General features: G+C 58.6%; 26 protein-coding genes and 1 tRNA gene. 10 read left to right on the forward strand and 17 right to left on the reverse strand.

The genetic code is table 11. The features are described from left to right. Positions 1 to 18: 18 nt before the first annotated feature. Together K3180_RS05235 and K3180_RS05240 are read left to right on the forward strand one after the other, a co-directional pair. Positions 19 to 1,188 (forward strand): hypothetical protein, encoded by a 1,170-nt coding sequence (locus tag K3180_RS05235; RefSeq protein WP_221538723.1) that lies wholly within the window; start codon positions 19 to 21, stop codon positions 1,186 to 1,188. Positions 1,189 to 1,462: 274 nt separating this feature from the next. Then, complete coding sequence (locus K3180_RS05240; RefSeq protein ID WP_221538724.1) at positions 1,463 to 1,684, forward strand: hypothetical protein; 222 nt, start codon at positions 1,463 to 1,465, stop codon at positions 1,682 to 1,684. 275 nt (positions 1,685 to 1,959) lie between these two features. Here the strand turns inward: K3180_RS05240 and K3180_RS05245 are convergent. Both K3180_RS05245 and cpdR read right to left on the reverse strand, forming a co-directional pair. Continuing rightward, positions 1,960 to 2,034 (reverse strand) — tRNA-Val (locus tag K3180_RS05245). A gap of 86 nt (positions 2,035 to 2,120) precedes the next feature. Continuing rightward, positions 2,121 to 2,510 carry a cell cycle two-component system response regulator CpdR gene (gene cpdR / locus K3180_RS05250; RefSeq protein WP_221538726.1) on the reverse strand — a complete coding sequence of 130 codons (390 nt, stop codon included), beginning with the start codon at positions 2,508 to 2,510 and terminating at the stop codon, positions 2,121 to 2,123. A 110-nt stretch (positions 2,511 to 2,620) separates the two neighbouring features. Between cpdR and K3180_RS05255 the strand changes: the two genes are divergently transcribed. Then, on the forward strand, positions 2,621 to 3,553 hold the full coding sequence (locus K3180_RS05255) for an N-formylglutamate amidohydrolase (protein ID WP_221538728.1): 933 nt from the start codon (positions 2,621 to 2,623) through the stop codon (positions 3,551 to 3,553). 217 nt (positions 3,554 to 3,770) lie between these two features. Here the strand turns inward: K3180_RS05255 and K3180_RS05260 are convergent, their stop codons facing one another. From K3180_RS05260 to K3180_RS05270, 3 genes are all read right to left on the reverse strand, one after another. Continuing rightward, a complete protein-coding gene (locus tag K3180_RS05260) occupies positions 3,771 to 4,838 on the reverse strand; it encodes a M48 family metallopeptidase (protein WP_221538730.1) in 1,068 nt (355 codons plus the stop codon). A 6-nt stretch (positions 4,839 to 4,844) separates the two neighbouring features. Continuing rightward, a complete protein-coding gene (locus tag K3180_RS05265) occupies positions 4,845 to 5,633 on the reverse strand; it encodes a SapC family protein (RefSeq protein WP_221538733.1) in 789 nt (262 codons plus the stop codon). A gap of 80 nt (positions 5,634 to 5,713) precedes the next feature. Further along, a complete protein-coding gene (locus K3180_RS05270) occupies positions 5,714 to 7,174 on the reverse strand; it encodes an FAD-binding oxidoreductase (protein ID WP_247710337.1) in 1,461 nt (486 codons plus the stop codon). 309 nt (positions 7,175 to 7,483) lie between these two features. On the opposite strand from K3180_RS05270, the gene K3180_RS05275 reads away from it, so the two are divergent. From K3180_RS05275 to K3180_RS05290, 4 genes are all read left to right on the forward strand, one after another. Beyond that, positions 7,484 to 7,894, forward strand: coding sequence for a hypothetical protein (locus tag K3180_RS05275; protein ID WP_221538736.1), 411 nt, complete (start codon positions 7,484 to 7,486; stop codon positions 7,892 to 7,894). Positions 7,895 to 7,963: 69 nt separating this feature from the next. Then, positions 7,964 to 8,362, forward strand: coding sequence for a hypothetical protein (locus K3180_RS05280; RefSeq protein WP_221538737.1), 399 nt, complete (start codon positions 7,964 to 7,966; stop codon positions 8,360 to 8,362). Between the two features lie 326 nt (positions 8,363 to 8,688). After that, positions 8,689 to 10,053 (forward strand): DEAD/DEAH box helicase, encoded by a 1,365-nt coding sequence (locus K3180_RS05285; protein ID WP_221538739.1) that lies wholly within the window; start codon positions 8,689 to 8,691, stop codon positions 10,051 to 10,053. 90 nt (positions 10,054 to 10,143) lie between these two features. Further along, a complete protein-coding gene (locus K3180_RS05290) occupies positions 10,144 to 10,923 on the forward strand; it encodes a sterol desaturase family protein (protein ID WP_247710338.1) in 780 nt (259 codons plus the stop codon). Here the strand turns inward: K3180_RS05290 and K3180_RS05295 are convergent. After that, on the reverse strand, positions 10,920 to 13,232 hold the full coding sequence (locus tag K3180_RS05295) for an ATP-dependent helicase (RefSeq protein ID WP_221538744.1): 2,313 nt from the start codon (positions 13,230 to 13,232) through the stop codon (positions 10,920 to 10,922). The two genes, K3180_RS05290 and K3180_RS05295, sit on opposite strands and share 4 nt — an antisense overlap. 121 nt (positions 13,233 to 13,353) lie before the next feature. Between K3180_RS05295 and K3180_RS05300 the strand changes: the two genes are divergently transcribed. Next, positions 13,354 to 13,977 (forward strand): hypothetical protein, encoded by a 624-nt coding sequence (locus K3180_RS05300; RefSeq protein ID WP_221538746.1) that lies wholly within the window; start codon positions 13,354 to 13,356, stop codon positions 13,975 to 13,977. A gap of 88 nt (positions 13,978 to 14,065) precedes the next feature. Here the strand turns inward: K3180_RS05300 and rsmD are convergent, their stop codons facing one another. Genes rsmD through K3180_RS05315 form a run of 3 tightly spaced genes read right to left on the reverse strand, consistent with a single transcriptional unit; the run spans position 14,066 to position 16,557 of the window. Continuing rightward, positions 14,066 to 14,611 (reverse strand): 16S rRNA (guanine(966)-N(2))-methyltransferase RsmD, encoded by a 546-nt coding sequence (gene rsmD, locus K3180_RS05305; RefSeq protein WP_221538748.1) that lies wholly within the window; start codon positions 14,609 to 14,611, stop codon positions 14,066 to 14,068. Further along, a complete protein-coding gene (locus K3180_RS05310) occupies positions 14,608 to 15,375 on the reverse strand; it encodes a pseudouridine synthase (protein WP_221538750.1) in 768 nt (255 codons plus the stop codon). The genes rsmD and K3180_RS05310 overlap by 4 nt, the downstream gene beginning before the upstream one ends. Before the next feature lie 18 nt (positions 15,376 to 15,393). Beyond that, on the reverse strand, positions 15,394 to 16,557 hold the full coding sequence (locus tag K3180_RS05315) for an aromatic ring-hydroxylating oxygenase subunit alpha (protein WP_221538752.1): 1,164 nt from the start codon (positions 16,555 to 16,557) through the stop codon (positions 15,394 to 15,396). Between the two features lie 71 nt (positions 16,558 to 16,628). On the opposite strand from K3180_RS05315, the gene K3180_RS05320 reads away from it, so the two are divergent. Beyond that, complete coding sequence (locus K3180_RS05320) at positions 16,629 to 18,359, forward strand: AmpG family muropeptide MFS transporter (RefSeq protein WP_221538754.1); 1,731 nt, start codon at positions 16,629 to 16,631, stop codon at positions 18,357 to 18,359. Here K3180_RS05320 and K3180_RS05325 read toward each other — a convergent pair whose 3' ends face one another. The 5 genes from K3180_RS05325 to trpB all read right to left on the reverse strand — a co-directional run bounded on the left by K3180_RS05325 (position 18,360) and on the right by trpB (position 23,275). Next, positions 18,360 to 19,655: a bifunctional folylpolyglutamate synthase/dihydrofolate synthase gene (locus K3180_RS05325; protein WP_221538756.1), complete on the reverse strand. Its 1,296-nt coding sequence runs from the start codon at positions 19,653 to 19,655 to the stop codon at positions 18,360 to 18,362. An 8-nt stretch (positions 19,656 to 19,663) separates the two neighbouring features. Then, positions 19,664 to 20,512, reverse strand: a complete 849-nt coding sequence (gene accD, locus K3180_RS05330) for an acetyl-CoA carboxylase, carboxyltransferase subunit beta (protein WP_221538758.1) — start codon at positions 20,510 to 20,512, stop codon at positions 19,664 to 19,666. A 2-nt stretch (positions 20,513 to 20,514) separates the two neighbouring features. Beyond that, positions 20,515 to 21,324, reverse strand: coding sequence for a tryptophan synthase subunit alpha (gene trpA, locus K3180_RS05335; RefSeq protein WP_221538760.1), 810 nt, complete (start codon positions 21,322 to 21,324; stop codon positions 20,515 to 20,517). A gap of 317 nt (positions 21,325 to 21,641) precedes the next feature. Beyond that, on the reverse strand, positions 21,642 to 22,034 hold the full coding sequence (locus tag K3180_RS05340) for a hypothetical protein (protein ID WP_221538762.1): 393 nt from the start codon (positions 22,032 to 22,034) through the stop codon (positions 21,642 to 21,644). A gap of 26 nt (positions 22,035 to 22,060) precedes the next feature. After that, positions 22,061 to 23,275: a tryptophan synthase subunit beta gene (trpB, locus tag K3180_RS05345; protein WP_221538764.1), complete on the reverse strand. Its 1,215-nt coding sequence runs from the start codon at positions 23,273 to 23,275 to the stop codon at positions 22,061 to 22,063. A 92-nt stretch (positions 23,276 to 23,367) separates the two neighbouring features. On the opposite strand from trpB, the gene K3180_RS05350 reads away from it, so the two are divergent. After that, on the forward strand, positions 23,368 to 23,679 hold the full coding sequence (locus K3180_RS05350) for a chorismate mutase (protein WP_221538765.1): 312 nt from the start codon (positions 23,368 to 23,370) through the stop codon (positions 23,677 to 23,679). Here the strand turns inward: K3180_RS05350 and K3180_RS05355 are convergent. Genes K3180_RS05355 through K3180_RS05365 form a run of 3 tightly spaced genes read right to left on the reverse strand, consistent with a single transcriptional unit; the run spans position 23,669 to position 25,117 of the window. After that, a complete protein-coding gene (locus K3180_RS05355) occupies positions 23,669 to 24,397 on the reverse strand; it encodes an RNA methyltransferase (protein ID WP_221538767.1) in 729 nt (242 codons plus the stop codon). The two genes, K3180_RS05350 and K3180_RS05355, sit on opposite strands and share 11 nt — an antisense overlap. Next, positions 24,384 to 24,851, reverse strand: coding sequence for a transcriptional regulator NrdR (gene nrdR, locus K3180_RS05360; protein WP_221538768.1), 468 nt, complete (start codon positions 24,849 to 24,851; stop codon positions 24,384 to 24,386). The genes K3180_RS05355 and nrdR overlap by 14 nt, the downstream gene beginning before the upstream one ends. 14 nt (positions 24,852 to 24,865) lie before the next feature. Continuing rightward, positions 24,866 to 25,117, reverse strand: a complete 252-nt coding sequence (locus tag K3180_RS05365; RefSeq protein ID WP_221538771.1) for a hypothetical protein — start codon at positions 25,115 to 25,117, stop codon at positions 24,866 to 24,868.

Below are 25,117 nucleotides of genomic sequence, written 5' to 3' on the forward strand. Positions count from 1 at the left end.
CCGCCGAGACATTACTCGATGAAAGTAGCAAATCCCCTGCGATTGATTTTCGTTTCCGTCTTCTGCCTGATATTGGCGGTGGTCTTAGCTATACAGACCGCCAGCATCGCCCTGACAAGCGAAGCGCCAGAAAACGCAGCTAGGTTGTTCCCGTTAAACGGTTTGGCGCAAGAGAATGTCGCATCGGCAATATTTTCTTCGTCAGTAGCTCTCTCGGGGGAACCGCAGAGCGCTGCGCAGTTGGGTGAGGGCTGGGCTCGCACATCATATAGGTACGAGCCTCTGACTCCGGAATCGCATGCAATCCTTGCTCTTGCTCAGCAGGACTCACAGGCAAGATCAATCCTTATAGGACTGGCGGCGCAATTGAACCGGCGTGAGCCGACACTTCAGGCGTTGGTACTTCAGGAACACGTCGCCTCGGAGAATTACGCCGGCGCGGTGGAAACTCTCGATGGCATCTTACGTGTCCGACCTTCAAGATCCAGTGAACTGTTTCCAGTCTTGCTGTCGGTGTTCGCGCAATATGGTGCGGTTGAGGAGTTTGCCGAGGTCCTCGATGGCACGTCCCAATGGCACCAGCAGTTCTTAAATTATGCGGTGAAACAGCCTACGGCTTTAGCTAATCTTGTGCAATTGCGTAAACAAGCAGACTTTAACGAGCAGAAGTTCGATCAATCGCTCTTGCGCAACCTGGCTCAGCAGAATGAGCTACAGTCGGGCTATGATCTGTACACCCAATTTGCTCAAAGTGGCAGGCGATCGTTGGAGGATGGTATCCTGAGCTGGGAATCGACATATGCTCCATTTGATTGGCACCTGAAAGCTACGGCTGATTTTCGTGCCCAACCCAGCTTGAATAGTGCGGATTTAGAACTTTACGTTCGTCCAGGCTCCGGAGGCGTGTTTGCGACGCGGATTATCAAATCTCCACAAGCTCCCTTTTCAATTGTCGCTGAACATCAAATCACCCCCCGTGATTTATCCGAAGATGTTCAAATTAGTCTGAGATGCACTCAAAATCCTGAGCCATTTTCCCAAGGAGAATTTAGTGGGGATGGGCTGAATCTGTCTATTGAAAATCTTCCTGCCAGTTGTCTTTTCATGGAGATCGCTCTTCAAGCACGCGCTTGGTCTGGGCAGGCGGCATTGAAGGGCACGATCTCACCCTTGAAGATCGGCCTATAGCCAGGGAAATCTTCCCGCCCTTCGGGAAGTATTTCCTCCCTACTCTTGGGATCGGCTGGAGAGTGTGATTTTTCCGCCACATTTGCCGAGAAGGGGATGCAGCAGAAAGTTGATGTTCACAATAACTTCATTTTTCAGGAATATATGGCGAAGCCAAGGGTGCTCTTTCGTTGGGAAGGGGTTGAACTCTGGTAAGGGATGGGATAAACCTTCCTAAGAATCAACTGAATGAGGGCTATCCAGCGCGGTGGCCGAACCTAGGAGAAATTAGAACATGAAGAAGTTTATGCTCCCGATCGCCGCAGTGGCAATGGCGGCAACGCCGGTCGTCGCAACTGCAGCAGATGCGCAGCGCAGTTCGCAGCCGGCTGAAGATGTGTCGGAAATGGGTGGTTCTGCTACGATCCTCGCCATTCTGGCCGCTGCAGCTGTAATCGCTGGTATCATTATTGCAGTTGATGGCGATGATGACGAGGAACTTCCGGTCAGCGTCTAATCTGTTCAAATTATACGGAAGTCGGCCTCGCGAAAGCGAGGTCGGCTTTTTTGTGGCTTGCAAACATTTGAAATGGCTTTGCCGTTTTTCTGTCTAAGGCAACGAGTGATGCTCACTCATACATTAAATCTCGCGCTTCACGATGTGAGCGAAATGGGTGGCGTTCTGCCACAGTGAGATTCTGTAAATATAGGAGCGCGGTTGCGTCGCGCTATGCTGGCAAGCTGCTATGACTCAAAGCCGTGAATTGCATCGCCAGGCAATCTTTTGTTCGATGGTGGGCGTACCAAGGTTCGAACTTGGGACCCCTACGATGTCAACATAGTGCTCTACCACTGAGCTATACGCCCGCACCATCGATCTACCGATTTAATCGGCAGGCGTGCCCTTTAGCGAGGCCTTTCTGACCGCACAAGGGGCAAATTTGCCTATATTCTCAAAGCTGCGCGCTCATCTTTTCTTCAAGCACGCGATCCACTTCAAGAACCAGGTCCCGCAGATGAAAGGGCTTGGAGAGCACCTTGGCATTCGGCTGTTCGCGACTAGCTTTAAGCGTGACCGCAGCGAAGCCGGTAATGAACATTACCTTGGTGCTTGGACTGATCTCGTTGCAGCGCTGAGCGAGCTCGATCCCGTCCATTTCGGGCATAACGATGTCGGACAAGAGAAGATCGTAGTTTCCCTGTTCAAGCAGGGGGATCGCAGCTGTGCCGCGGTCCACTGCATCTACGACGTAGCCCGCATTATCGAGTGCGCGTTCGAGATAGGTTCGCATCGCGTCGTCATCCTCGGCGAGCAGGATCTTCTTCTGGTGTGGCTGACTCATAAGTTTCCCATAGCGCAAACTGCTTAAAGAATCTTCCGATCTGTTCACCATTGTCCCTCAACGGGGCAAGCCTGTTTGACTTCGCGGCAGGTACGGGACAGCATGATGCAATGTTGCCTAGCGATGTGGCGCCCACTCTTTGCGATTCTCCGCTTACGCAGCACCGCAGTGGCGTATTCTCGCTTCATGTCCCCAAGAAACCCACCGTACCGATCCTTATCGCCGCGCCACATGGTGGGCGGGATTACCCGGATGCCGTTACCGCCAATTTCAGAAGTGCTATGTCGCGAATGCGATTGGAAGACCGCCATGTGGATACGCTGGCTCTTGAGATAGCGAATCAGACTGGAGCTGCCGTGTTGTGCGCTGAGGCGCCGCGAGCCATGATCGACCTGAACCGCGCGCCCGATGATGTCGATTGGTCGATGGTAATCGGAGGGAGTCCGGAAAACACGCGGCATTCGTATGCCAATCGTCGGGCACGTAGTGGTCTCGGGCTCGTACCACGCAAGCTCCCTGGGCTCGGCGAGATCTGGAAGCGTCCCCTGCAACGTGCAGAACTCGACCGTCGGATTGATAGAATCCATCGGCCCTATCACGAGGCCTTGGGGGCAACGCTCGAGCAGCTGCGGGACAACTGGGGATCCGCATTGTTGATGGATCTGCATTCCATGCCTCCGCTCAAGCCGTCACAAGCAGATTGGTCTGCCCCTGAAGTGGTGATCGGCGATCGGTTCGGATCCAGCTGCGATGGGCGAATTTCCGCCAGCGCTCTCAACTACTTTGGAGAACATGGGCGCCCTGTTGCACACAACAGGCCCTATGCGGGGGGTTATGTCCTCGACAGGCACGGTGCACCACGCAGAGGCATTCATGCAATTCAGGTTGAGATATGCCGAACCACGTATCTGGATTCAGGTCTTGATCGACCGAGCGCCCGCCTGCCAGGCGTGGCGCGGTTGATCGCGGGGTTGGTGAGGACGCTGGCTAGCGAGGTAAATGACCTGATATTGGACAATTCCTTCCGCCAAGCTGCGGAGTAGAGATGACAGAATAAAAAACCACCTCGCGCATCATGCACGAGGTGGCCAAGGTTCAGGGAGGAAATGCATCAAAGATGCATCGTACCGGACGGGTCATGAGGGGATACGCCATCCGGTAACAAGGACATAGGTATCGCCATTGTCGGCTTCAATGGGGTGATCCGGTAGCGTAGCAGCATACCGCAGCTATTGAACGGACGATCCCATGCTACGAGGTCTATTGCATTTCCAACATGGGTTCGAAATGCATCCGCCAATCTAGGGGCGCGCTGATTTCTCCGCCAGACAGAGACTGCAATCTCTCCACTTCTTCGCTAATCATGACAACCCGCTCATCCCAACCGTCGTGGGTTCGTCTGCGCAATAGCCCGCCGCCATGGCGCGGACCGTAGAGACGCATCATCCTGATTGCAGCTTCTGGCTCATAACCGGCATTGGTCAACAGCCACGGCATTAACCTGTCGGCATCGCGTTCAGAATTGCGCGCCCTACCTTCTCCGTTGCCGAGCTGTTTTAGAAATGGGATATGTCCCAGTAAATTATGGGCCATTTCATGCGCAAGAATTGCGGCGAATTCATCTTCTGCATAGGCGAAACCTGGAAAATTTTCTCCGACAAGAACCCGGGTTCCGTCGGCCGCTGCGCCATCATCTCCCGATATCAATTCGAAAACGGAGGCACATGAGTCGACCGCGTCAATATCGTCCACCAACAGCACGCCTTCCGCACTTCTCCAAGTAAGGGATACGATACCGTCAAGCGCCGATTGGTCGATCAATTGACGAAGGGCCGTCGCGCGATACCAAGCGGGTTTGCCGGGATCGCCGATTTGATCGATTTCGACGCCATCAATCGCCAGTAAAATGTCGTTCTGCTTCAGACCTGCCAGATGGGCGGGAGAGCCTTTCGCGACAGACTGGATACCAATGTCTCCAGACAATCCTAAGACCGAGCGCACGTCGTCAGCGTCGGCATAGGCGCGCGCATCGTGGATCATCAGGCCGAGGGTTGGCTGTTTCCGATCGCAATAGCGAGCATTCGAAACACCCAGACGATATCCAATTTGGTATAATCGGTCTTCCTTGATCTGAAAGTCGACGGCCGGGTGGTTTTCGCCAGCGAGACTTTCTTCTTCGAGACCGGTAGTAGTGGTCGCACAACCGCCAAGACTGAGGACCGCCGCCAGACAGGTAGCGAATACAAGGTAGCTGCGCTGTCTGTTCTGCGGGACGTACGAGCATTCGTGCGTCCCGCGCCATTTCGAATAGAATTTATGCGCTACCATTGAAGCTTACATTGAAGCATTCGCCTGGGCATTCGGCTTCGGAGCAGTGCCTTGCTGAACCTGCCGTGCAAAGATTACACGCATCAGTTCGAGCGAGAAGATGTGCGCGTTGACCAGCATCATGATGCCGTTCTTGTTCCACTCCGCAGCTTTTTCGGCGCTAATTTCGCGGAGCTTTTCCTGGTCGACCATCTTGAAGCCGCGATAAACGAAGGGTTTATCTTCGCCTTCGCGCTGAATTGCGACTTCGCCGTCCATCAGTAGACCGGCATCCTTGATTTCGGTCAGGAAAGCCTGGGTGCGCTGAGCAGATTGCTCGAAATGCTGACAGAATTCCAGAACGCGCTGGGTCGCATCGGTCGTCTTGCCTTCGTCGTCGAAGAGACGCTCCCCTTCGTCGAATTCGCCGACCGCATCGCTGGTGGGGTCAAACATAAGCGAAAGGTCCGTCGCGTCTGCCTTGAGTCTGGCGAGCATGAAAGGATATCGCCGAATATACGCAGGAAGATAAACCTGCTCGGTAACCTTGCCGGCTTCGTCGACGAAAGTGTTCACACCTTCGTTGAGGCCCATGAGAGCCAACGGCAGCGGATTGTCACCGCTCGAGAAGACGATCGGGAAATTACGCTGGGCCTGAACGAATTCGTCGACTGTCAGTGGAATGGCATGAGCCTTGGCCAGCCATGGCGCAGCATCAATGCTGCGCGTACGGTAATTCTTGTGATCCTGGCTGTTCAGCGGCATCAAGTCGTTGAAAAACAGGGGCAGTTGGGGCTGCTGCGGCGCGCTCGCCATGAGAATTCTCCGAGTGTCTTTACGTTTCTGAGTAGGGCGGACGGTGCCGGATGAGCATCACACGCCGGAAGGTGCGGCCCTTACGGGGTTGGACCTTCTTGCGCAAGCGGGACGAGTTTGCCGGGGTTGAGCAGGTCATGCGGGTCCAGCGCATGCTTGATGCTCCTCATGAGTGATAGTGCAACCGGATCGCCCAAGCGGTCCAGTTCGGAGCGTTTGATCTGCCCGATACCGTGTTCGGCACTGATCGACCCACCCCATTCCGTCACGAGATCGTGAACATAGATACTGATTTTTGTTCCCTGGTTACGCTCCCATTCCCCGCGAGGCGAACCCGGCGGTGCAAGGACGTGGAAATGCACGTTGCCGTCACCCAAATGGCCGAAAGCTACAGCCTTCGTTCCCGGAAACCTCTCTTCCACACGCGGTGCGACTTCTTCCACGAAATCTGCCATTCGCGACACCGGAACAGATATATCGTGCTGCATCGCCGGTCCGATGGCCCTCTTGGCAGGCGAAATGGAATCGCGCAGAAGCCAGAAATCTTCGGCCTGGGTTTCATTGGCGGCAATCACTGCATCTTCGATGATATCCAGATCCAGAGCTGCGGCGAGTGTCTTTTCGGTGATGGTGCCCAGTCCATCGGATCGGTCCGATCCCGATACCAGTTCGATCAGCGCGTTCCATGGATAGTCCTCTTGCAGCGGCGATCGTGCGTCGGGCAGATAGTCGAGGACGGCGGCGAGGCTATGTGCGGGGAGCACTTCGAAGCCTTCAAGCGCATCGCCTGCCATTTCCTGGACATGCCGCAGCAACCGACGGGCATGCTGAATGGAACGGAGCCCTATCCAGATGACCCGGCGCCCGCCGATTTCGGGCAGCAATCGAAGAGTGGCAGCAGTCACGATTCCCAGGGTACCCTCCGAACCGATCAGGATCTGCTTGAGATCGAAGCCGCGATTATCCTTCTTGAGCGGCGTGAGAGTGTCGAAGACGGAGCCGTCGGCCATCACCGCCTCCAGACCAAGAACCTGATTGCGCATCGTACCATGGCGCAAGACCTGGGTGCCGCCGGCATTGGTCGAAACAAGGCCTCCGATCGTTGCCGATCCCTTGCCGCCTAACGTCAGGGGAAACCGGAGCCGTCGCTCTTGCGCTGCATCATGCAGGGTTTGCAGGATAACCCCAGCCTCGCACGTAATCTGACTAGCCATTTCGTCGAACGAGCGGATCCGGTTCATCCGGCGAAGTGAGAGGAGCACCGTTGTGCCTGATGAATCCGGCGTGGCACCGCCGGACATGCCACTGTTGCCACCTTGGGGGACGATCGGGACGCCATGTCCCGCGCAAAGTCTAACGAATGCTGCGACCTCTGCCGTTGTGGCCGGCGAGGCAAGGCCGAGAGCCTTGCCTGTATACCGCCCACGCCAGTCGGTTAACCAGGGCTCGATTATATCGGGATCCCTCGTAAATCCACGCTTTCCAAGCAGGTTGGCGGCTTCCATGACGAATTGATCGAGATTCTTCATCCATCGGCTCATGCCTCAATGGTCAACTCTTGTCATCGGCATCGATCCAATTAAGCCGATATTCAAACGTATGGGATCAAACGGACACCGTGACGCAAGCCGCAGGGCTCATGAACCGGATGAAGGAGGGAAACAGCACCACCGATGCCAAGCTTTTTCGTCCTCTTTGCGCCGTTCGCGCTTCTGTTGCCACTGGGACTTTTTGGTGCCCCTGGCGCTGAACAGGACGTTCGTGGACAGGTGGCGAACCAAAGCGACGAAAACGACAGGCGGGTTTCGCCGTTGCCGCTTTCGCCGGATGCTCCGGGATGGTCGCCGATTTTGGACGGCATAGGCCCTTCGACCAGCGAACAGGTCCGGATCGAACGGCGGGTGATATTGCGAATATCGCCGGCTCCAAGCCGGCTCCGACGCGATTTCACGACCGACTTGGTGACAAGCCAGCCGCGTACCCGTGTCGTTGCACGACCTGCAGGCAAATGTGTCGATGCCGCATCTATCGGCGGTGTTGCCGATCGTGGAGATCATCTTTTAATGTTCATGCGCGACAGACGAACAATTGCTGCGCAGCTCGAAAAGGGCTGCTCACCGCGCGATTTTTATCGCGGCTTCTATGTCGAGCGCAGCGACGACGGACAGCTTTGCGTGGCGCGAGACCGGATCATGAGCCGGTCGGGTGCCAAGTGCCGCGTGACAAAATTTAGCCGCCTTGTGCTGGAACGCAGCTACTAACCCTATTGAAACCTACTGAGTTTGAATGGAAAGTGACCAGTTTTCGGTCACTTTATTCCAACTGCTAACGTGTCCGATGTTCACCTCTTCACTTTACTCGGAAATGAGTTAACGGGCTTTGCTCAACAGCAGATTGGACGAGACCTGATGCATGCCGCGCTGCAAGAATACGACGAATTCAAGGATTATGTGGCCGCCTATTCAGGTCTTGGAGAGGAACTCCTTCACCTGCACGCAGGAATGGCGATCTTCTTTCTGTTTGCGTTGGTGTTCCGGCGACGGCTGAGATCCTACGTACCAATAGCAGCAGTGTACTTTTTCGCTTTATTCAATGAGGTAGTAGATTTTTGGCAGCCTGATCGTCCGTCCGGATTTTTGCCATATATAATAGACATTCTGCATACGATTTTTTGGCCCACCATGCTGTTTCTTCTCGCTCGGCGCGGAGGGAAATTGATACGTATGTAGTCGTGCTCGGGAGCGACGGTTTCCCGCTCTTTAAGCACTCAATCGGGCGAAAACCTAATCATCGAATAGAAGCATGTTGAATGCCCTACAATTCGGAATGCTCAATGTCGTAATTTCCGCTCCGTTATCGGAAGTCGTGCTCAATAGAAATTGACTAATCTGTCAGTCAAAGGTCCGGATGCCCAGTCTGGCTGATGGAACCCGCTCACGGTCGGAACTGCGGATTTCCTTGACTTCTACGGGGAAGTTCGCAAAAGCCGCGCACGGTGAAGATCAGCTTTTCGCGATCTTTTGCATTTCCAACATTAGGGGCGTTTGATAGCCGCATGAGTTTTGCCGATCTCGGCCTTTCCGAACAATTGCTAAAAGCCGTGGAAGAAGCCGGTTATACAGTGCCGACTCCCATTCAAGAGCAAGCCATTCCTCCGGTTCTGATGATGAAGGACATCGTCGGGATTGCGCAGACCGGCACGGGCAAAACCGCCAGTTTCGTGTTGCCAATGATCGATATCATGGCGAGTGGCCGCCGTCGGGCGCTCATGCCTCGTAGCTTGATTCTTGCACCGACGCGCGAACTCGCCGCGCAGGTTGCCGAGAATTTCGAGAAATACGGCAAGAACCATGACCTCAAGCTGGCGCTCCTGATCGGCGGTGTTCAGATGGGCGACCAGATCAAGGCGCTGAACGATGGGGTTGATGTTCTGATCGCCACCCCCGGGCGGCTGATGGATTTGTTCGAGCGCGGAAAGATCCTGCTTAACGGCTGCGAACTGCTCGTCATCGATGAAGCCGACCGCATGCTCGATATGGGTTTCATTCCCGATATCGAGTTTATTTGCTCCAAGCTTCCAGAAGCGCGTCAGACGATGCTGTTTTCGGCCACGATGCCCCCGCCGATCGAAAAGCTGGCTAAGAAGTTCCTCAACAATCCCAAGCGGATCGAGGTCAGCCGGGCGGCGACTACCAATAAGGACATCACGGCCTTCAAGATTCCGGTGAAAAATCGCCAGAAGCATGAGACGCTGCGCTGGTTGCTGCGAAATGACCACGTTGAAACGGCGATCATTTTCGCCAATCGCAAGACCACTGTGCGGGAAATCAACAAGAGCCTTCAGCAGCATGGCTTCGCCAGCGGGGAAATCCATGGCGACATGGACCAGTCGGGCCGCATCAGGGAACTCGACCGTTTTAAGTCGGGGGGCATAAATATCCTCGTTGCCTCGGACGTTGCGGCACGTGGGCTCGACGTCAAGGGCGTAAGCCACGTTTTCAATTTCGATACACCTTGGCATCCCGACGATTACGTTCACCGTATCGGGCGAACGGGCAGGGCGGGAGCAAAGGGTCGCGCCTTCACTTTCGTTTCCGAGGAAGATGCCGAGGCGATCCATAACGTCGAGAAGCTGACCGAAACCAAGATTCCCGTTTTTGGGAAGAGTGATGTTCGGGTCGACCTCATCGAGCCGGCGAAATCGGATGATGGCGCGGAAGAGCGGCCGCGCGACGATAAGCCGAAACGTGAAAACAAGTCGAAACGTGCGGACAAGCCAAAGCGCGCGAAGCAAGAGACAAAGTCGGAAGGTGTAAAGTCCAAGCCTGCCCGAAGCAGGAGCGAGGCTGAAGATACGCCGACCGCGCCTGGTGAATGGAACGGTCCAAAGCCGGGTTTCCTCGAAGTGTCGGCTATCTGACTTAACGTTTTGCTTACTATGTCTCGCGCATGATGCGGGACTATGCAAAGCCTCGCTCAACCTGCGCTGTCGACATTGGTGCTGCTTTGCATGACCGGCACTGTTTTCGGATTACTGGCCTTTGTCACGAAGCGTCGCGCATTCGGTGACGCTGTCGTTCGCTCGCGATCCGAATTCATCACAAATCTCGGATTGACTATCATCAATTCAATCTTGCTGGTGCCACTGTTCGTATTTCCAGAAGGCGCATTACGCTCTGCGATTGGAAGCCCGAATGTCCTTGCCACATCCTGGAACAGTATCCCAGATCCCCTGATATTCGCAGCGGCGGTGCTCGTTTTCGATTTCGTCGTCTATTGGCGGCATCGGTTAGAGCACACGAGGTTCTTCTGGCCGTTCCATGCTACCCATCATGCCGATACGGCAATGCATTGGCTCTCGGTCCTGCGCAAGCATCCCGTGAGCAAGTTGCTAAGCGTGAGTGTAGATATTGCTTTGCTGCTCTTGCTGGGTGTGCCTGAATGGGCGATCGGACTGGCGGGTATCGTGCGCGGTTGGTGGGGATTCTTCATCCACGCCGATGTGCCGTGGACGCTAGGCGTCTTTGGTCATGTCCTCATTTCCCCTGCAGCACATCGCCTGCATCATATCCGTGACGAAGCGCTGATGGGCAGCAACTATGGAAACACGGTCACGTTGTGGGACAAGATGTTCGGCACCTATGTCGACCCGTCACAGTACCTAAACTGTGAAACCGGTATTGCCGAGGGGACCCGGGGGTTGGGCGGTGAGCTCCTGAGACCCTTCGAGCAGCGCTATTGGCGTCGAAAGCGCGAAGAAGAGACGGCCGAAATCGAACCTGCGATCTAGTCGTCGGCCAATTTAACGAAGCTGTCGAGCACTCGCTTTGCACCAGCTTTTTCGAATTCGATCTCCAGCTTGTTTCCTTCCTGGTCAGTAACGACACCATAACCGAACTTATCGTGAAAAACGCGCGCACCGATAGCGATGTCGGTGCGGGGTTTGGCCGCAAAGCTTGCTGCGCTCTTGCCCGGCTCGGCCAGACGTTTGGGTGTACTATCGTATCCGGTTGAAAGGGCTCGCTGCCAACCCGGTCCGCGTGCGGTGCTGCGATCAGGGCGCGCGTTCGAGACATGTGCGAAGGGGTCCTCGTTCTCGGTCCAGTTAGCGCGCCATAGCGAGGCACCGCCACTCATGGTGGTTTCGCTTTCGATGTGCTCGTCGGGTAGTTCTTCGATGAAGCGGCTGGGGATGGAGCTGGTCCACTGGCCATATATTCGCCGGTTGGCCGCGTGAAAGATCGAGCAGCGCCTTTTTGCGCGCGTGATCGCGACATAGGCCAGACGGCGCTCTTCCTCCAGGCTCGCAAGGCCGCCTTCCTCGATAGCGCGTTGGCTGGGGAAGACACCTTCTTCCCAGCCGGGTAGAAAGACATGGTCGAACTCGAGTCCCTTTGCCGCATGCATAGTCATGATGGTGACCTTCTCGCCATCATCTGCCCGATCATTATCCATCACCAGGCTGACATGCTCGAGGAAATCGCCGAGGGTTTCGTATTCTTCCATCGCCCGGGCAAGTTCGGTCATGTTCTCGAGGCGCCCTGTGCTTTCAGCGCTGCGATCCTTCTGGAGCATCTCCTCATAACCGCTTTCGACAAGAACTGTACGTAACAGTTCGGAGGGCGAGACCTTTTCCTCCAGCTCCCGCCAATGGACGAACTGGCCAAGCAAGCCGATCAGCATGTTTCGCGCACGAGCAGGCAATTCGTCGCTATCAGCAAGATCGAGCGAAGCCGCGGCTAACGGCGTCTGGGTCTTACGCGCATGACGGCGCATGGCCTCCAGCGTCTTGGCTCCGAGTCCACGCTTGGGTTGATTGTAAATCCGCTCGAAGGCGAGGTCGTCTGCGGGCTGGGCGATGGTGCGAAGATAGGCGAGGGCGTCACGGATTTCGGCGCGCTCGTAAAACCGGAAACCGCCCACGATGCGGTAATTGAGGCCGGTCTGGATAAAGCGGTCTTCGAATTCGCGGGTCTGGTATTGCGCCCGGACAAGGATCGCGACCTGGTCCAGCGGAGCTCCTTCGCTCTCGAGACGCTCGATCGCCTCGCCGACACGACGCGCTTCTTCGGGCGCGTCCCAGACGCCGACGATCCGGACTTTTTCACCGGCAGGCAGTTCGGTCCACAGTGTCTTGCCTAGTCGCTCACTGTTAGCGTTGATCAGTCCAGATGCTGCTGCAAGAATTTGCGGGGTGGAGCGATAATTCTGTTCCAGCTTGATTACCGCTGCGCCGGGAAAATCCTTCTCGAACTTGAGGATGTTCGCGACTTCTGCGCCGCGCCACGAATAGATCGACTGGTCGTCATCACCCACGACACAGATGTTCTTGCGGGCCTGAGCCAGTAGTCGCAGCCAAAGGTATTGGACCTGATTGGTGTCCTGATATTCGTCAACCAGGATGTATTTGAAGCGCTGCTGATACTGCTCCAGCACGTCATGATGCTGCCGGAAGATATTCAGAATGTGCAGTAGCAAATCACCGAAATCGCATGCATTCAATGCTTTGAGGCGGTCTTGATACAGCCTGTAGAACTGCGTGCCGCGACCGTTGGCATAAGCTTCGTTTTCGACCGCATCGAGATCGCCCGGATTGAGGCCGCGGTTCTTCCAGCGATCGATCAGCCCGGCAAGCTGCCGGGCGGGCCAGCGCTTTTCATCCAGGTCGTTTTCCTGGATCAGTTGCTTGAGCAATCGCAACTGGTCGTCGGTATCGATGATCGTGTAGTTACTCTGCAGCCCGACAAGTTCTGCATGTCGCCGCAGCATCTTCGCGCCGATCGAGTGGAACGTCCCTAGCCAAGGCATGCCTTCGACCGCATCGCCGATATGCCGTCCGACGCGGTGGCGCATCTCGCGGGCAGCCTTGTTGGTGAAGGTGACACAAAGGATCTCACTCGGCCACGCCCGGCGGGTTGCGATGAGATGTGCGAGTCTTGCGGTGAGCGCAGCAGTCTTGCCGGTACCTGCTCCAGCAAGCATCAGCACCGGCCCCTCGGTTGTCAAAACGGCCTCGCGTTGGGGAGGGTTCAATCGCGCCGCATAGGGCGGAATCGTGTCGTTTCCGGCGCTTTCGGCAGAGGCTGGTAATTCGGGCATCGTTCCGGAACAGCTAGGGAACGCGCGTCCGCAACACAAGCCCTGCCGCCCGAAAGAGATTCGGAACTATGCCCCCTCCTGAATAGTATTGGTGGCAATGATCCTCTCAGGAGACATTACTATGAAAAGCATTATTCTCGCGAGCGCTGCCGCGCTTGCCTTCACCGCCGCTCCGGCCGCCGCACAGGATGCGGTAGCGGTCAATGCCGATGGCGATGTTTACGTCCTGACGGACGATCAGCAGATGATGTATGATGGCTGGCCGACAGATCGCCGTACGACATATGATGCCTGGCCACCCGAGGTGCAGGAATACTACTGGACGCTCGACGATGACCAAACCACCGCCTGGTGGGTGCTCAACGACGACCAGCGTGTCCGCGTGTATGAGATGACGCCGGAGCAGCGCACCATGGCCTGGCAACAAATCAACGCCCAGTTGAACGCTCAGAATAACGCGAGCGCAACTGGTACAACGGCACGCACCACCGCCTCTGCGACAAGCTCTGCATCTCCGCGGTTCGTACGAAACGAGGTGATTCAGACAACGCCAGCCGATTACCAGGCGACATCGAATGGCGATGACCTGCCAATTTGCAAGCCTGACCAACAGGACGGCTGCATTAATGGCTGGGAAAAGAACAAGACCGGCAATCGTCCGCTGGAATATTGGCCGGGACGCCCCGCTAGCGAAATCGATGAGCCGCTTCCGGCAACCCGTCCCGACACTGACGACGATATGTGATCGAAATGTTCCGCCGCGCTAATTACTAGCGGCGACGCTTGGAGGGGGCGGGTCCACTTTGTTGGGCCTGCCCTTCTTCCGTACTCTCTCAGTTGGCTAGGGAGAGCAGGGTAATCTTGGCCTTTCCGACAACGCGCTCAGCTTCGATTTCGAGCTTCTTGATCGCGATTTCCTCGTTCTTGCGGGTTTCAAGCGCAATCCAGGTCGCCGGCCCGATCCATCCGAGCCGGACCATCCGATCCAGCGCCACCTGGCCTGCTCCTGTCTCATAGGGCGGATCCAGCAGAATGAGATCGTGGACAGTTTTTGCAGGCCCGAGACTCATCACCGAACCCTGCTGCACCTGAGCACGACCGCGAGCATCGAAAGCCTCTACATTCGCCCGTATCGCCTTCACTGCGTCGGCATCCTGTTCGACGAACAGGCAGTGCGCCGCACCACGGGAAAGTGCCTCCAGCCCGAGTGCACCTGAACCGGCAAAAAGGTCGAGCACCGAAAGTCCCTCGAAACTGCCGAGACGGCTGTTGAGCATGCTGAACAGCGTTTCGCGAGTACGATCGGCGGTGGGGCGGGTGGCATCACCTTTAGGTGCGATCAATTTGCGTCCTCGCCATTCCCCGGCAATGATCCTCACTTGCGCCCTCCGCGCGACAAGTCGCGCTTAAACGCTTCTACATCGCCGCGTTTCAATTCGATGGCCTGGCCGCGGGGTAGGTCGCCGAGATGGAAAGGGCCGTACCCGATGCGCAGGAGACGATTCACCTCCAGCCCTAAGTGCTCGAGAATGCGCCGAACTTCGCGGTTCTTTCCTTCCCGCAGTGTCATTTCAATCCAGCGGTTACGCCCAGAACCCCTCTCCAGATTGGCCTCGATCTGCCCGTAGCGGATACCGTCGATTTCTACTCCTTCGATCAGCTCGTCCAATTGGCTTTGCGTAATCTCGCCGAAGGCGCGCGCGCGATATGTGCGCGGGACTCCTGAAGAGGGCAATTCCATCGCGCGCTTCATTTCACCGTCGTTGGTAAGGAGCAAAAGACCTTCGGTGTTGAAGTCGAGGCGACCGACCGGCATTACTCGGCCAGCATCCTTGGGCAGTGCATTACGCAGCGCGGTGTAAATTGTGGGGCGCCCCTTGGGATCCCTCTCTGCAGTGATGAGGCCCGACGGTTTGTGGAAGGCAAACAGACGGGTGTCTTCAGCATCGCCGACAGGCTTTCCGTCCACGGACACGCCGCGCAGACTCTCCAGCTTGATGGCCGGGGTGTCCAGCACCTTGCCGTCGAGTGAAACGCGCCCGTCGGCGATCATCCGTTCGATTTCGCGGCGACTGGCAACACCCGCGCGCGCGAGCAGCTTGGCGATACGGTCGCCGGCTTCGGGGAGTCTGTTGTCGGACATAGACGCGCGGTTAGGCCCTCAGTTGGCGGCGCGCAAGGCTTCCTCGACTGTCTCGTGATAACGCCTGATTCCGCCTTCCATCGTGCCGAGCGTCAGTTCCGGAACCGCTCCCGTTTCCAGACCTTGCTGGCCAAGCTCTGCGGCGCGAAAATCTTCGGCGGCAAAAACTCCGCCGTCAAGCAGCGCCCAGCTGCGTTCCCAGTGGTCGCGCGCCTTGTCAGTACTTGGATGCTCGGGGATGAGCATGAAGTCCTCCACCAGGGTCCGGTTCTGGGCCTGTGGCATCATGACCATGAGGTTGATGTAATCGGGGCTGGGGATGACAAGTGCGCCAGGCATCAGCTGGTATGCGAAGGTCACGACCCGACGAAGTTGTGCCATGTCAGTGAGATCGACGCCCTCCATCTCCTCGAGCCTGCCGACGGCGCTGCGTGCATGATGCCCGATCATGTCACCGCTCGTGACGCCGTCCTTGAAGAATGGGCCGATAGTTTGCGCGTGGAGGCGCGTAACGTGGTAGCTTTCGAGGAAGGCATCCATGATGAGCTTCCAATTGCCTGCTACTTCGTGGGTTTTCCGCCTGAAGAGAACGTGTTCACCCATGCCGAGAGCGTCGAAGTCTTCTCCCAGCTTGTCGGCGAGAGTGAAATCCGCGGTTTCCTCTTTCGGACAGAACCATATGACCCCGCCTGTTTCGCGTGAGGGCAATTCCACCAGCCCCATCTCGCTCTTGTCGAGTTGGGGGAAGGTGTCCGGCCGGGGCAATGCGAGGAGACGGCCATCCACTGCATAGGTCCAAGCGTGATAGGGGCAGACGAGCTTCTTGGTGCACTTGATCTCGCTGCCTTCGACAAGACGGGTGCCGCGATGGCGGCAGACATTGAGGAAGACGTGGGCTTTTCCCGCAGCATCGCGGGTGATCAACAGCGGTCGTCCTGTCGCATCATGCGGCACAGCCATTCCGGCATCCGGCAGCAGGGCACTGGGGCATAGAATTTGTGGCAGCCGGTCGTAAATCGCGCTTTTCTCACGCGCCCAATATTCAGGGTCGGTATAGACGTGGGCGGGCACGCTTGTCTGACCGATGCCGTCACGCTCCTTGTTGTCCGCAATATCCTGTGCAAGCGCCAACATGCCGTCGGTCGGCCTGCGTCCATCGAGTAGCGTGGAGGGAACTCCCATCGCGCCTATTCCTTTCTCTCTCCGAGCGCTAGTGTCGCAAAAAACAGATCAAAACGAAAGGACGCTAGGGCATGGCCGAAGCGGTTGAAGAAAAGAAGAAATCCGCGTGGAAGGTGCTGGCTCTTGCGCTGACCAATCGCAAGACCGGTTTCATGCTTCTGTTCGGCTTTGCCAGCGGACTTCCTTTCGCTCTCTTCCTCGGCACGCTCTTCGCCTGGTTGACCGAAGCAGAGGTCGACCTCGAGACCATGGGTATCTTCTCTCTGATCGGGCTTGCCTATGCCTTTCAGTTCCTCTGGTCGCCGTTGATCGACAAGGTGAACATTCCGATCCTGCGCAAGCTGGGGCGACGCAAGCAATGGATCGTGCCTGCGCAAGTTCTGCTCGGCACTATCCTCGTCACGATGAGTCTTCTGGAGCCGAAGAGCCAGCTGGGCTGGTTCAGCCTGCTTGCTGGCATTGGTGCGTTCGCCAGCGCGACGCAGGACATCGCCATCAACGCTTGGCGCATCGATGTGGCGGACGAGCGTGCAACCATCGACATTCTCTCGACGGTCTACCAGATGGGCTACCGCCTGTCCTCGCTCGTCGGCGGCGCGCTGGGTCTGGTCATCGCTGCACGGATCGGTTGGCCGGAAACCTATGCGCTGATGGGTGCCATCTTGCTGGCAGTCGGTTTCGTCGGGCTGTGGGCGCCGAATGCAAAGGAAGAGGCGGCCGATGTGGCCAGCGAGAGCGAATTGCAGGTTCGTGCGCTGCGCAAGGCAGGGGAGCTGGCACCTTCGATTCGCAATCGTGCGCTGCTGTTCGTGGGCCTGCTTTGGGCAGGAGCTATCGGCGTGGTCCTGACCTTCATGATCATGTCGATGACTTATGCGCCGGAAGACCGGCCCAATCCCACGGAATTCACCATTAACGTCGGTCCGTGGATCATCGTGGCGACAATTATCCTGCCCGCCCTGATCGCCGGGTGGCTGGCCAGCAAGAAGCGCCGGGGAGAGCATCTTCTGGCGCAGGACATGGAACCGGCGACGGGCAGTTCGTTCGCGCTGGACCACCTGTATCGCGCGCTCGTCCTTCCACTCGTCGAATTCGTCGGGCGCATGGGCTGGTCGCTGGTTCTCATCCTCGCCGTGGTGCTGACCTATCGCATCTGCGACGCGATCTGGGGAACCTTCGCCTATCCTTTCTATTTGGGTGAACTCGAATACACGAACGATGACGTGGCATTCGCCTCGAAGTTCTTCGGCGTGGGCGCGATCATCGCCGGTCTTGCGCTGGGTGGGCTGTTGCTGACCACCATAGGCCGGATGGCGACCCTGCTGATCGGCGGCGTCATGGCAGCACTGACCAACCTGCTCTATGCCGATATGGCGATTGGCGGCGCGAACATGCAGGCGTTCAGCGATTTCGTGGGCTTCACCTACCTGATCGAGCAGGTGCCGGGCATCGGCGATGCCGCGCTCGCGAAGCTGACCATAACTATCGCTTTCGAAAACCTCGCAATAGGTATCGCTGGCGCAGCATACGTTGCTTGGCTGTCCTCCATCGTGTCCAAGAAGTTCAGTGCTGTGCAGTATGCGCTCCTGTCTTCGCTGACCCTGCTGGTGGGGACTCTGGGGCGGGGCGCATTGGGGGAGATGATCGAGAACCAGGGCTATTTCGATGTCTTTGTCCTCACGACCTGGATCGGTCTTGGTGCTGCAGTGCTGGTCTGCTTCGAATGGTACCGCGAAAGCCGCGGGAAGAGGGCGGCTGGCATCATCGCGCCGGAAGCCGGAGAGGTGCTTCCGCCGAAGTGATCAATCGGGCAATTCGCCGTTAAGTCGCAGGACTTCGCCGGCAAGGTAGAGTGAGCCTGCGATCAGGACCGGCAAACCATCATCGGGGAGCGTCAAAAGGGCTGAGGGCACGTCCTCCGCCAGCGGCACACCGGCGCCGAAGACATCCGGGCCGTGCCAGTCGTGGCCGGGAACAGGGACCACGGTGATGCTTGCTATGGCGCCGCTCAGCGGCTTCACGATCGCTGCCGGGTCTTTCGCATCTAGCATGCCGACGATCAGGTGCAGGCGCTGACCTGCAAAATGGCGCCCCAGTGTATCTCCTGCGGAAGGGTTGTGTCCGCCGTCCAGCCAGACCTCGCGATCTCCCGTCAGCGGACCGGGAGCAAGGCGTTGCAGGCGGGCTGGCCAGTACGCCTGACGAATCCCAGCAGCAAAGGCTTGGCGCGTAACTTTGATGCGGTCCTGATGTCGCAGCATCGCTATTGCCAGACCAGCGTTCTCCGGCTGGTGGGGGCCGGGCAGGGTGGGGAGCGGCAGAGAGAGTTCGCCGTGCCGATCCGTATAATGCAGCCCGTTTGTGCTGGCATTTATCGACCAGTTCCGCCCGCGCATAGCAAGCCGGGCACCAGTCCGCGCGGCGGCTGCCTCGATCTCGCGCTGCGCCGGTTGGGGGTAGTCCAGCGTGACCAGCGCGCAGCCTTGCTTGGCGATCCCGGCCTTTTCGAAGGCGATGCGGGCGAGAGGCACTTCCGGCGCCCCGTACTCGGGTGCGAGCAGGAAGCGCTCGTGATCGATCCCCAGCGCCGCGATCCCGCAGGCGGCCAGCACGTCCGGTTCCAGCACATTGGTCGCATCGAAGCGGCCGCCGAGGCCTACCTCCACCACGCAGGCGTCGGCGGGGACGCGCGCGAATTCGGTGAATGCGGCGGCGATGGTGACTTCGAAGAAGCTGGGGTTCAGGTCCTCGCCCGCATCCAGCACTTCGGCGAGGAGGTCCGCCAGTCTCGCGTCCGTAATCAGGTCGCCCGCAACACGGATACGCTCATTATACCGGACGAGATGCGGGCTGGTGGTAACGTGAACCTTGTACCCCTCAGCCTCCAGCATCGCGCGCAGGAATGCGCAGGTCGATCCCTTGCCGTTGGTCCCGGCGACATGGAACACTGGCGGCAACCGGAGATGCGGATTGCCGAGGCGCTCCAGCAAAGCCCGGATCGTCTCCAACCCCAACCGCCCGTCGGGCACGCTCAGCCTTGCCAGCCGGTCGAGCTGGGCCTGCACCGAAGCATCGTCGGAGCGGGCAAAATCCCGCATGCGAAAGGTCAGGCCGCCTTGGCGGGCGCCAGGTAATCGAGCACCGTCGCCAGCGTATCGCGCAGATCGTGGCGGTGGACCACCATGTCGACCATGCCGTGCTTGTGGAGGTATTCGGCGCGCTGGAAACCGTCGGGCAATTGCTCGCGGATGGTATCCTGGATCACGCGCTGCCCGGCGAAGCCGATGAGCGCGCCCGGTTCCGCGATATGGACGTCGCCCAGCATGGCATAGCTGGCAGTGACGCCGCCCGTGGTCGGATCGGTCAGTACCACGATATAGGGCAGGCCGGCTTCCTTGAGACGGCGCGTCATCACAGTCGCCTTGGGCATCTGCATCAGGCTGAGAATGCCTTCCTGCATCCGCGCCCCGCCCGCAGCGGTAACGACGACATAGGGCGCACGCAGCGTCAGCGCACGTTCGGCGCCCTGGCAGAAGGCCGTACCCACCGCCATTCCCATGCTGCCGCCCATGAAGGTGAAATCCTGCACGCCCACGACTGCCGGCTTGACTTCGATCGCGCCTGCGCCGACGAGGAAAGCATCCTTGTGCGGGCTCTTGGCGCGCGCTTGCTTGAGGCGATCGGTATATTTCTTCGAGTCGCGGAACTTGAGCGGGTCTTCCTTCACGTCCGGGATCGGAAGCGTCTCGAAGCCTTCATCGAGCAGCATGGCGAGCCGCTTGTCCGCGCCGATACGGCCATGATGGTCACAGCGTGGGCAGACATCCATGTTCTCGGCATATTCCTGACCGAAGACCATCTGTTGGCAGCCGGGGCATTTGACCCAGAGATCCTTCTCGGTCGCGCGCTTGGGAAGCCAGCTGATATTGTTACGGACGCGTGTAAACCAGTTCATGCCTAACCTTCTTTCGAGGGGGCCTTTGCCGCCGAATGCACCGCCTTGGCAAGGCCTGCCGTATATTCGCGCAGTTTCGACGGTGCGCCGGAGCCGTGTTCACCGACCAGTTCGACCAGTGCGGATCCGACCACGACTCCATCGGCGACCTTCGCGATCTCGCCTGCCTGTTCCGGTGTACGCACGCCGAAGCCGACTGCGATGGGCAGGTCGGTTGCGGATCTCAGGCGGGCGACTGCCTCCTCGATGGAGGTTTGCGCGGCCTGCTGCTTGCCGGTGATCCCGGCGACCGAGACATAGTAGAGGAACCCGCCCGAGCCTTCGAGCACCTTGGGCAGGCGCTTCGCATCGGTGGTCGGGGTGGCGAGCCGGATGGGCGCGATACCGAACTCGCGCAACATCGGTCCTAAGGCCTCGTCCTCCTCGGGTGGAATATCGACGCAGATCACTCCGTCGACTCCAGCTGCAGCGCATTGACTACCAAACCATTCCGGACCTCGTCGGATCATTGGATTTGCGTAACCCATGAGCACTAGCGGCACACTCTTGTGACGCTCGCGAAATTCGAAGGCGATGGCGAACACGTCATGCGTAGTGGTGCCCGCGGCAAGCGAGCGGATATTCGCTGCCTGGATCGCCGGGCCATCGGCCATCGGATCGGTGAAGGGCATGCCCAGCTCAATCACGTCCGCGCCGCCCTCGACCAATGCGTCGAGATTGGCAGCCGTGTCGCCATCGCCTGCGGTTATAAAGCAGACGAGTGCGGGGTGGGGCTTGGCGAATACGGAGGAGAGGCGATTCGGTGTGGGCATGGTGTCAGGTTCGTTCCCTTAATCCGGCAGAAGTCTGAGACATGGACCGGGTGTTACACTGTCCAATGGCAAAAAAGTTCAGGGGCGGCGGACCCCTGAAAAGGCGGCGATAATGGGTGTGTTTGGTGGTCGTCATGCGACTATAGTCGCACGAATGGGCTGCTGTAGGACAGTATCCATCCCGTTATCGTCACGCCGGCCCCCGAGCCGGGATTCCGCTGCCTTTTGCGCGACGCTGGAAGAAGCCGGACCCCAGATCAAGTCCGGGGTGACGCTGATGGGGGGCGGTTTAGCGAACTTGGATGTGAGGCAGTCAGTCATGAGGGACGGTTGTCGATCCATCTCGCATAGCCAAGCAAGAGCAGCACGGGGAGACCAATTAACAGGAAACCGGGCCTTTGACCTGAGAGGTCATAAGCGATGAGATCGGCTACAATCGGATGTTCTTGAAAATAGAGGACTAGACCGAGACCACCCAATAGAACGCAGCCGAAGTACAGTCCAAGCGCTGCTGCGTTCGGCGGATTGGAAGCGGAACCCTCGTTATTGTCGCTTGGAGCGTTGGCCGAAATGTAGCTAACCAGCCGGTCCAAGGCTGCGAGTAAAGCTAGAAGAACGACCAAAGTCAGTATACCAGGCAATGCGATCTTTGCGGCTGCCTCACCATCGATTTCGCCTGTTATGATGAAAATCGGCAGGATGAAGAACAATACGGTCGCGAGAAGCGCAACTCCCCTCACATCTCCACTCCCAACCTCTCGGCCACGGTGAAGATGTCCTTGTCCCCGCGCCCGCACAGGTTTGCGAGGATCACGCTGTCCTTTGGCATTTCCTTCGCGCGCTTCTGCACCGCTGCGATGGCGTGGCTGGGCTCCAGCGCGGGGATGATGCCCTCGGTGCGGCAGAGGAGCTGGAAGGCCTCCAGTGCCTCCTCGTCCGTAATAGCGGTGTATTCGACGCGGCCATTGTCCTTGAGCCAGGCGTGTTCGGGGCCGATGCCGGGATAGTCCAGCCCGGCGCTGATCGAGTGGCCCTCGGTGATCTGGCCGTCATCGTCCTGTAGCAAATAGGTCTTGTTGCCGTGGAGCACGCCGGGGAAGCCGCCGAGCAGGCTTGCCGCGTGCTCGTCGCCATCCAATCCGTGACCCGCCGCTTCGACACCGAGCATCTTTACGTCGGGATCGTCGAGGAAGGGGTGGAACAGGCCGAGGGCGTTCGAGCCTCCTCCGATAGCTGCAACCAGCAGATCGGGCAGGCGGCCGATGCGGTCTTGCATCTGTGCGCGCGCTTCTTTGCCGATCACGCTCTGGAAATCGCGCACCAGCTCCGGATAGGGATGCGGCCCGGCTGCGGTGCCGATGATGTAGAAGGTGTCGTGGACGTTCGCGACCCAGTCGCGCAGCCCTTCGTTCATCGCGTCCTTGAGCGTGCCGCGCCCGCTGGTGACCGGCACGACCTCCGCGCCAAGCAGCTTCATGCGGAAGACATTGGGCGACTGCCGCCGCACGTCCTCTGCGCCCATATAGACCACGCAGGGCAGGCCGAACCGCGCGCAGACGGTGGCAGTGGCGACACCGTGCTGGCCGGCGCCGGTTTCCGCGATGATCCGCGTCTTGCCCATGCGGATCGCCAGCAGGATCTGCCCGATACAATTGTTGATCTTGTGCGCGCCCGTGTGATTGAGCTCGTCGCGCTTGAACCACACCTGTGCGCCGCCGATCGCGTCGGTAAGCCGTTCGGCGAAATAGAGCGGGGAAGGGCGGCCCACGTAATGTTCCAGCAGGTCGTCGAACTCGCGCTGGAATTCGGGATCGGCCTGCGCTTTGCGGTATTCGCGCTCGAGATCGAGGACCAGCGGCATCAGCGTCTCGGCGACATAGCGCCCGCCGTAATCGCCGAAATGCCCGCGCTCGTCAGGCTGGTTGCGGAAGGAGTTGGGATTGCTCGACATGGGACCCCCCATGCCGAGGTGCCGCGCGCAAGTCGAGAGTGGGTTTCGTTTCCCCTCGACAAGGGGCAATCGCTTCGCCATGCGGCGCGGCCATGAGTAACGATTTCAAACTGCCCGAAGACTGCACCGACATGCGCGAAGTGCGGATCGGCGTGGATACGACCGACCGCGAACTGATGGAACTGCTGGACCGCCGTTTCGGCTATATGCGCGCGGCGGCTCGTATCAAGGAAGACCGCAATGTGGTCCGCGATGAAGCGCGCAAGGCCGAGGTCATCGACAATGCGCGGGTCGATGCTGCAAACCGCGAATTGCCTAGTGAAAAAATCGCCGAAATTTGGGAACTTCTGGTCGAAACCTCGATCGCTTACGAACTCGCCGAGTGGGACCGGATCAGGGCTTAGGCCCGCGACCGAGCGAGGAGAGCACTCCGCGCAGCGTGCGCACTTCGAGGTGGTTCCAGCCCGGCTTGGTCAGCACGCCGCGAAGTGTCCTGCGGGTGGCATCTGCACGCGGCTCGGGGAGGAAATATCCCTTCGGTTCGAGCATAGCTTCGAGATGGGCGATGAGGCCTTCCAGCTCTTCCTGCGGCGCGGGCGGCAGGATTTCTTCCTGCGTCGGCTGGACGAGGCTTTCGTGTTTCGACCATTCATAGGCGCACAGGATCACCGCCTGCGCGAGATTGAGCGATCCGAATTCAGGGTTGATCGGCACGGTGAGGATCGCGCGGGCGAGCGCGACATCCTCGGTCTCCAACCCTGAACGTTCGGGGCCGAACAGGATCGCGCTGCGCCCCTCGGCCTTCGCAATTTTGAGGGTCGCTTCCTCGGGCGTATAGACTGGCTTGGTGACGCCGCGCTTGCGGACGGTGGTGGCATAGACATGCGCGCAATCCGCCACGGCTTCGGCAGTGCTCGCGAAGACCCGCGCCTTCTCCAGCACGACATCGGCCCCGGCGGCGGCAGGTCCTGCATCGGGATTGGGCCAGCCGTCGCGCGGTTCGACCATGCGCAGTTCGGTCAGCCCGAAATTGAGCATCGCCCGCGCCGCCTTGCCGATATTCTCGCCAAGTTGCGGACGGACGAGGACGATGACGGGCTTGCGGCTGTCAGGCCCGTTCATTCGCGGCTTCCTGCACCGTGCTGGCGAATTCCTCGAAATCGCGTGCCTCGCTGAAATCGCGGTAGACGGAAGCGAAGCGGATATAGGCCACGCTGTCGATCTGGCGCAGGCCGTCCATCACCATTTCGCCGATACGCTGCGAAGCGATTTCCGCCTCGCCGGCAGTTTCGACCTGGCGCTGGATGCCGCTCACCAGCTGGTCGATCCGTTCATGCGCCACGTCGCGCTTGCGGCACGCCAGCGAGATCGACTGTTCGAGCTTGCCCCGGTCGAATGGCTGGCGGCGGTCGCCCGATTTGATCACGGTGACTTCGCGAAGTTGCACGCGTTCGAACGTCGTGAAGCGCGCGCCGCAGCTGGAGCATTGGCGGCGGCGGCGGATCGAGGTCGAATCCTCGGTCGGACGAGAGTCCTTCACCTGACTGTCGTCATGGGCGCAGAATGGGCAGCGCATTTCTTATCCGTAAATCAGGGGCGCAGGCGCTTGTAGAGCATGAAGCCCGCACCGGCGACGAGGCCGATGGGCCAGGTAACCACGGGCAGGATGCCGCCTGCAATTGCGCCGATGGCGGCACCAGTCAACACAGGCTTGGTCGAAGGGTGATTGAGGCCTTCCTTCGCCATGCCCTTGATCTCTGCAGTGGCGTCCGGAACAAGGTCGTGGTCCTGATGCTTGGTGCGGCGATCTTCCGGCTCGCGGTCGTCTGGATCTATGGCCAT

The organism is Qipengyuania huizhouensis, from assembly GCF_019711635.1.
Lineage (GTDB): Bacteria > Pseudomonadota > Alphaproteobacteria > Sphingomonadales > Sphingomonadaceae > Qipengyuania > Qipengyuania huizhouensis.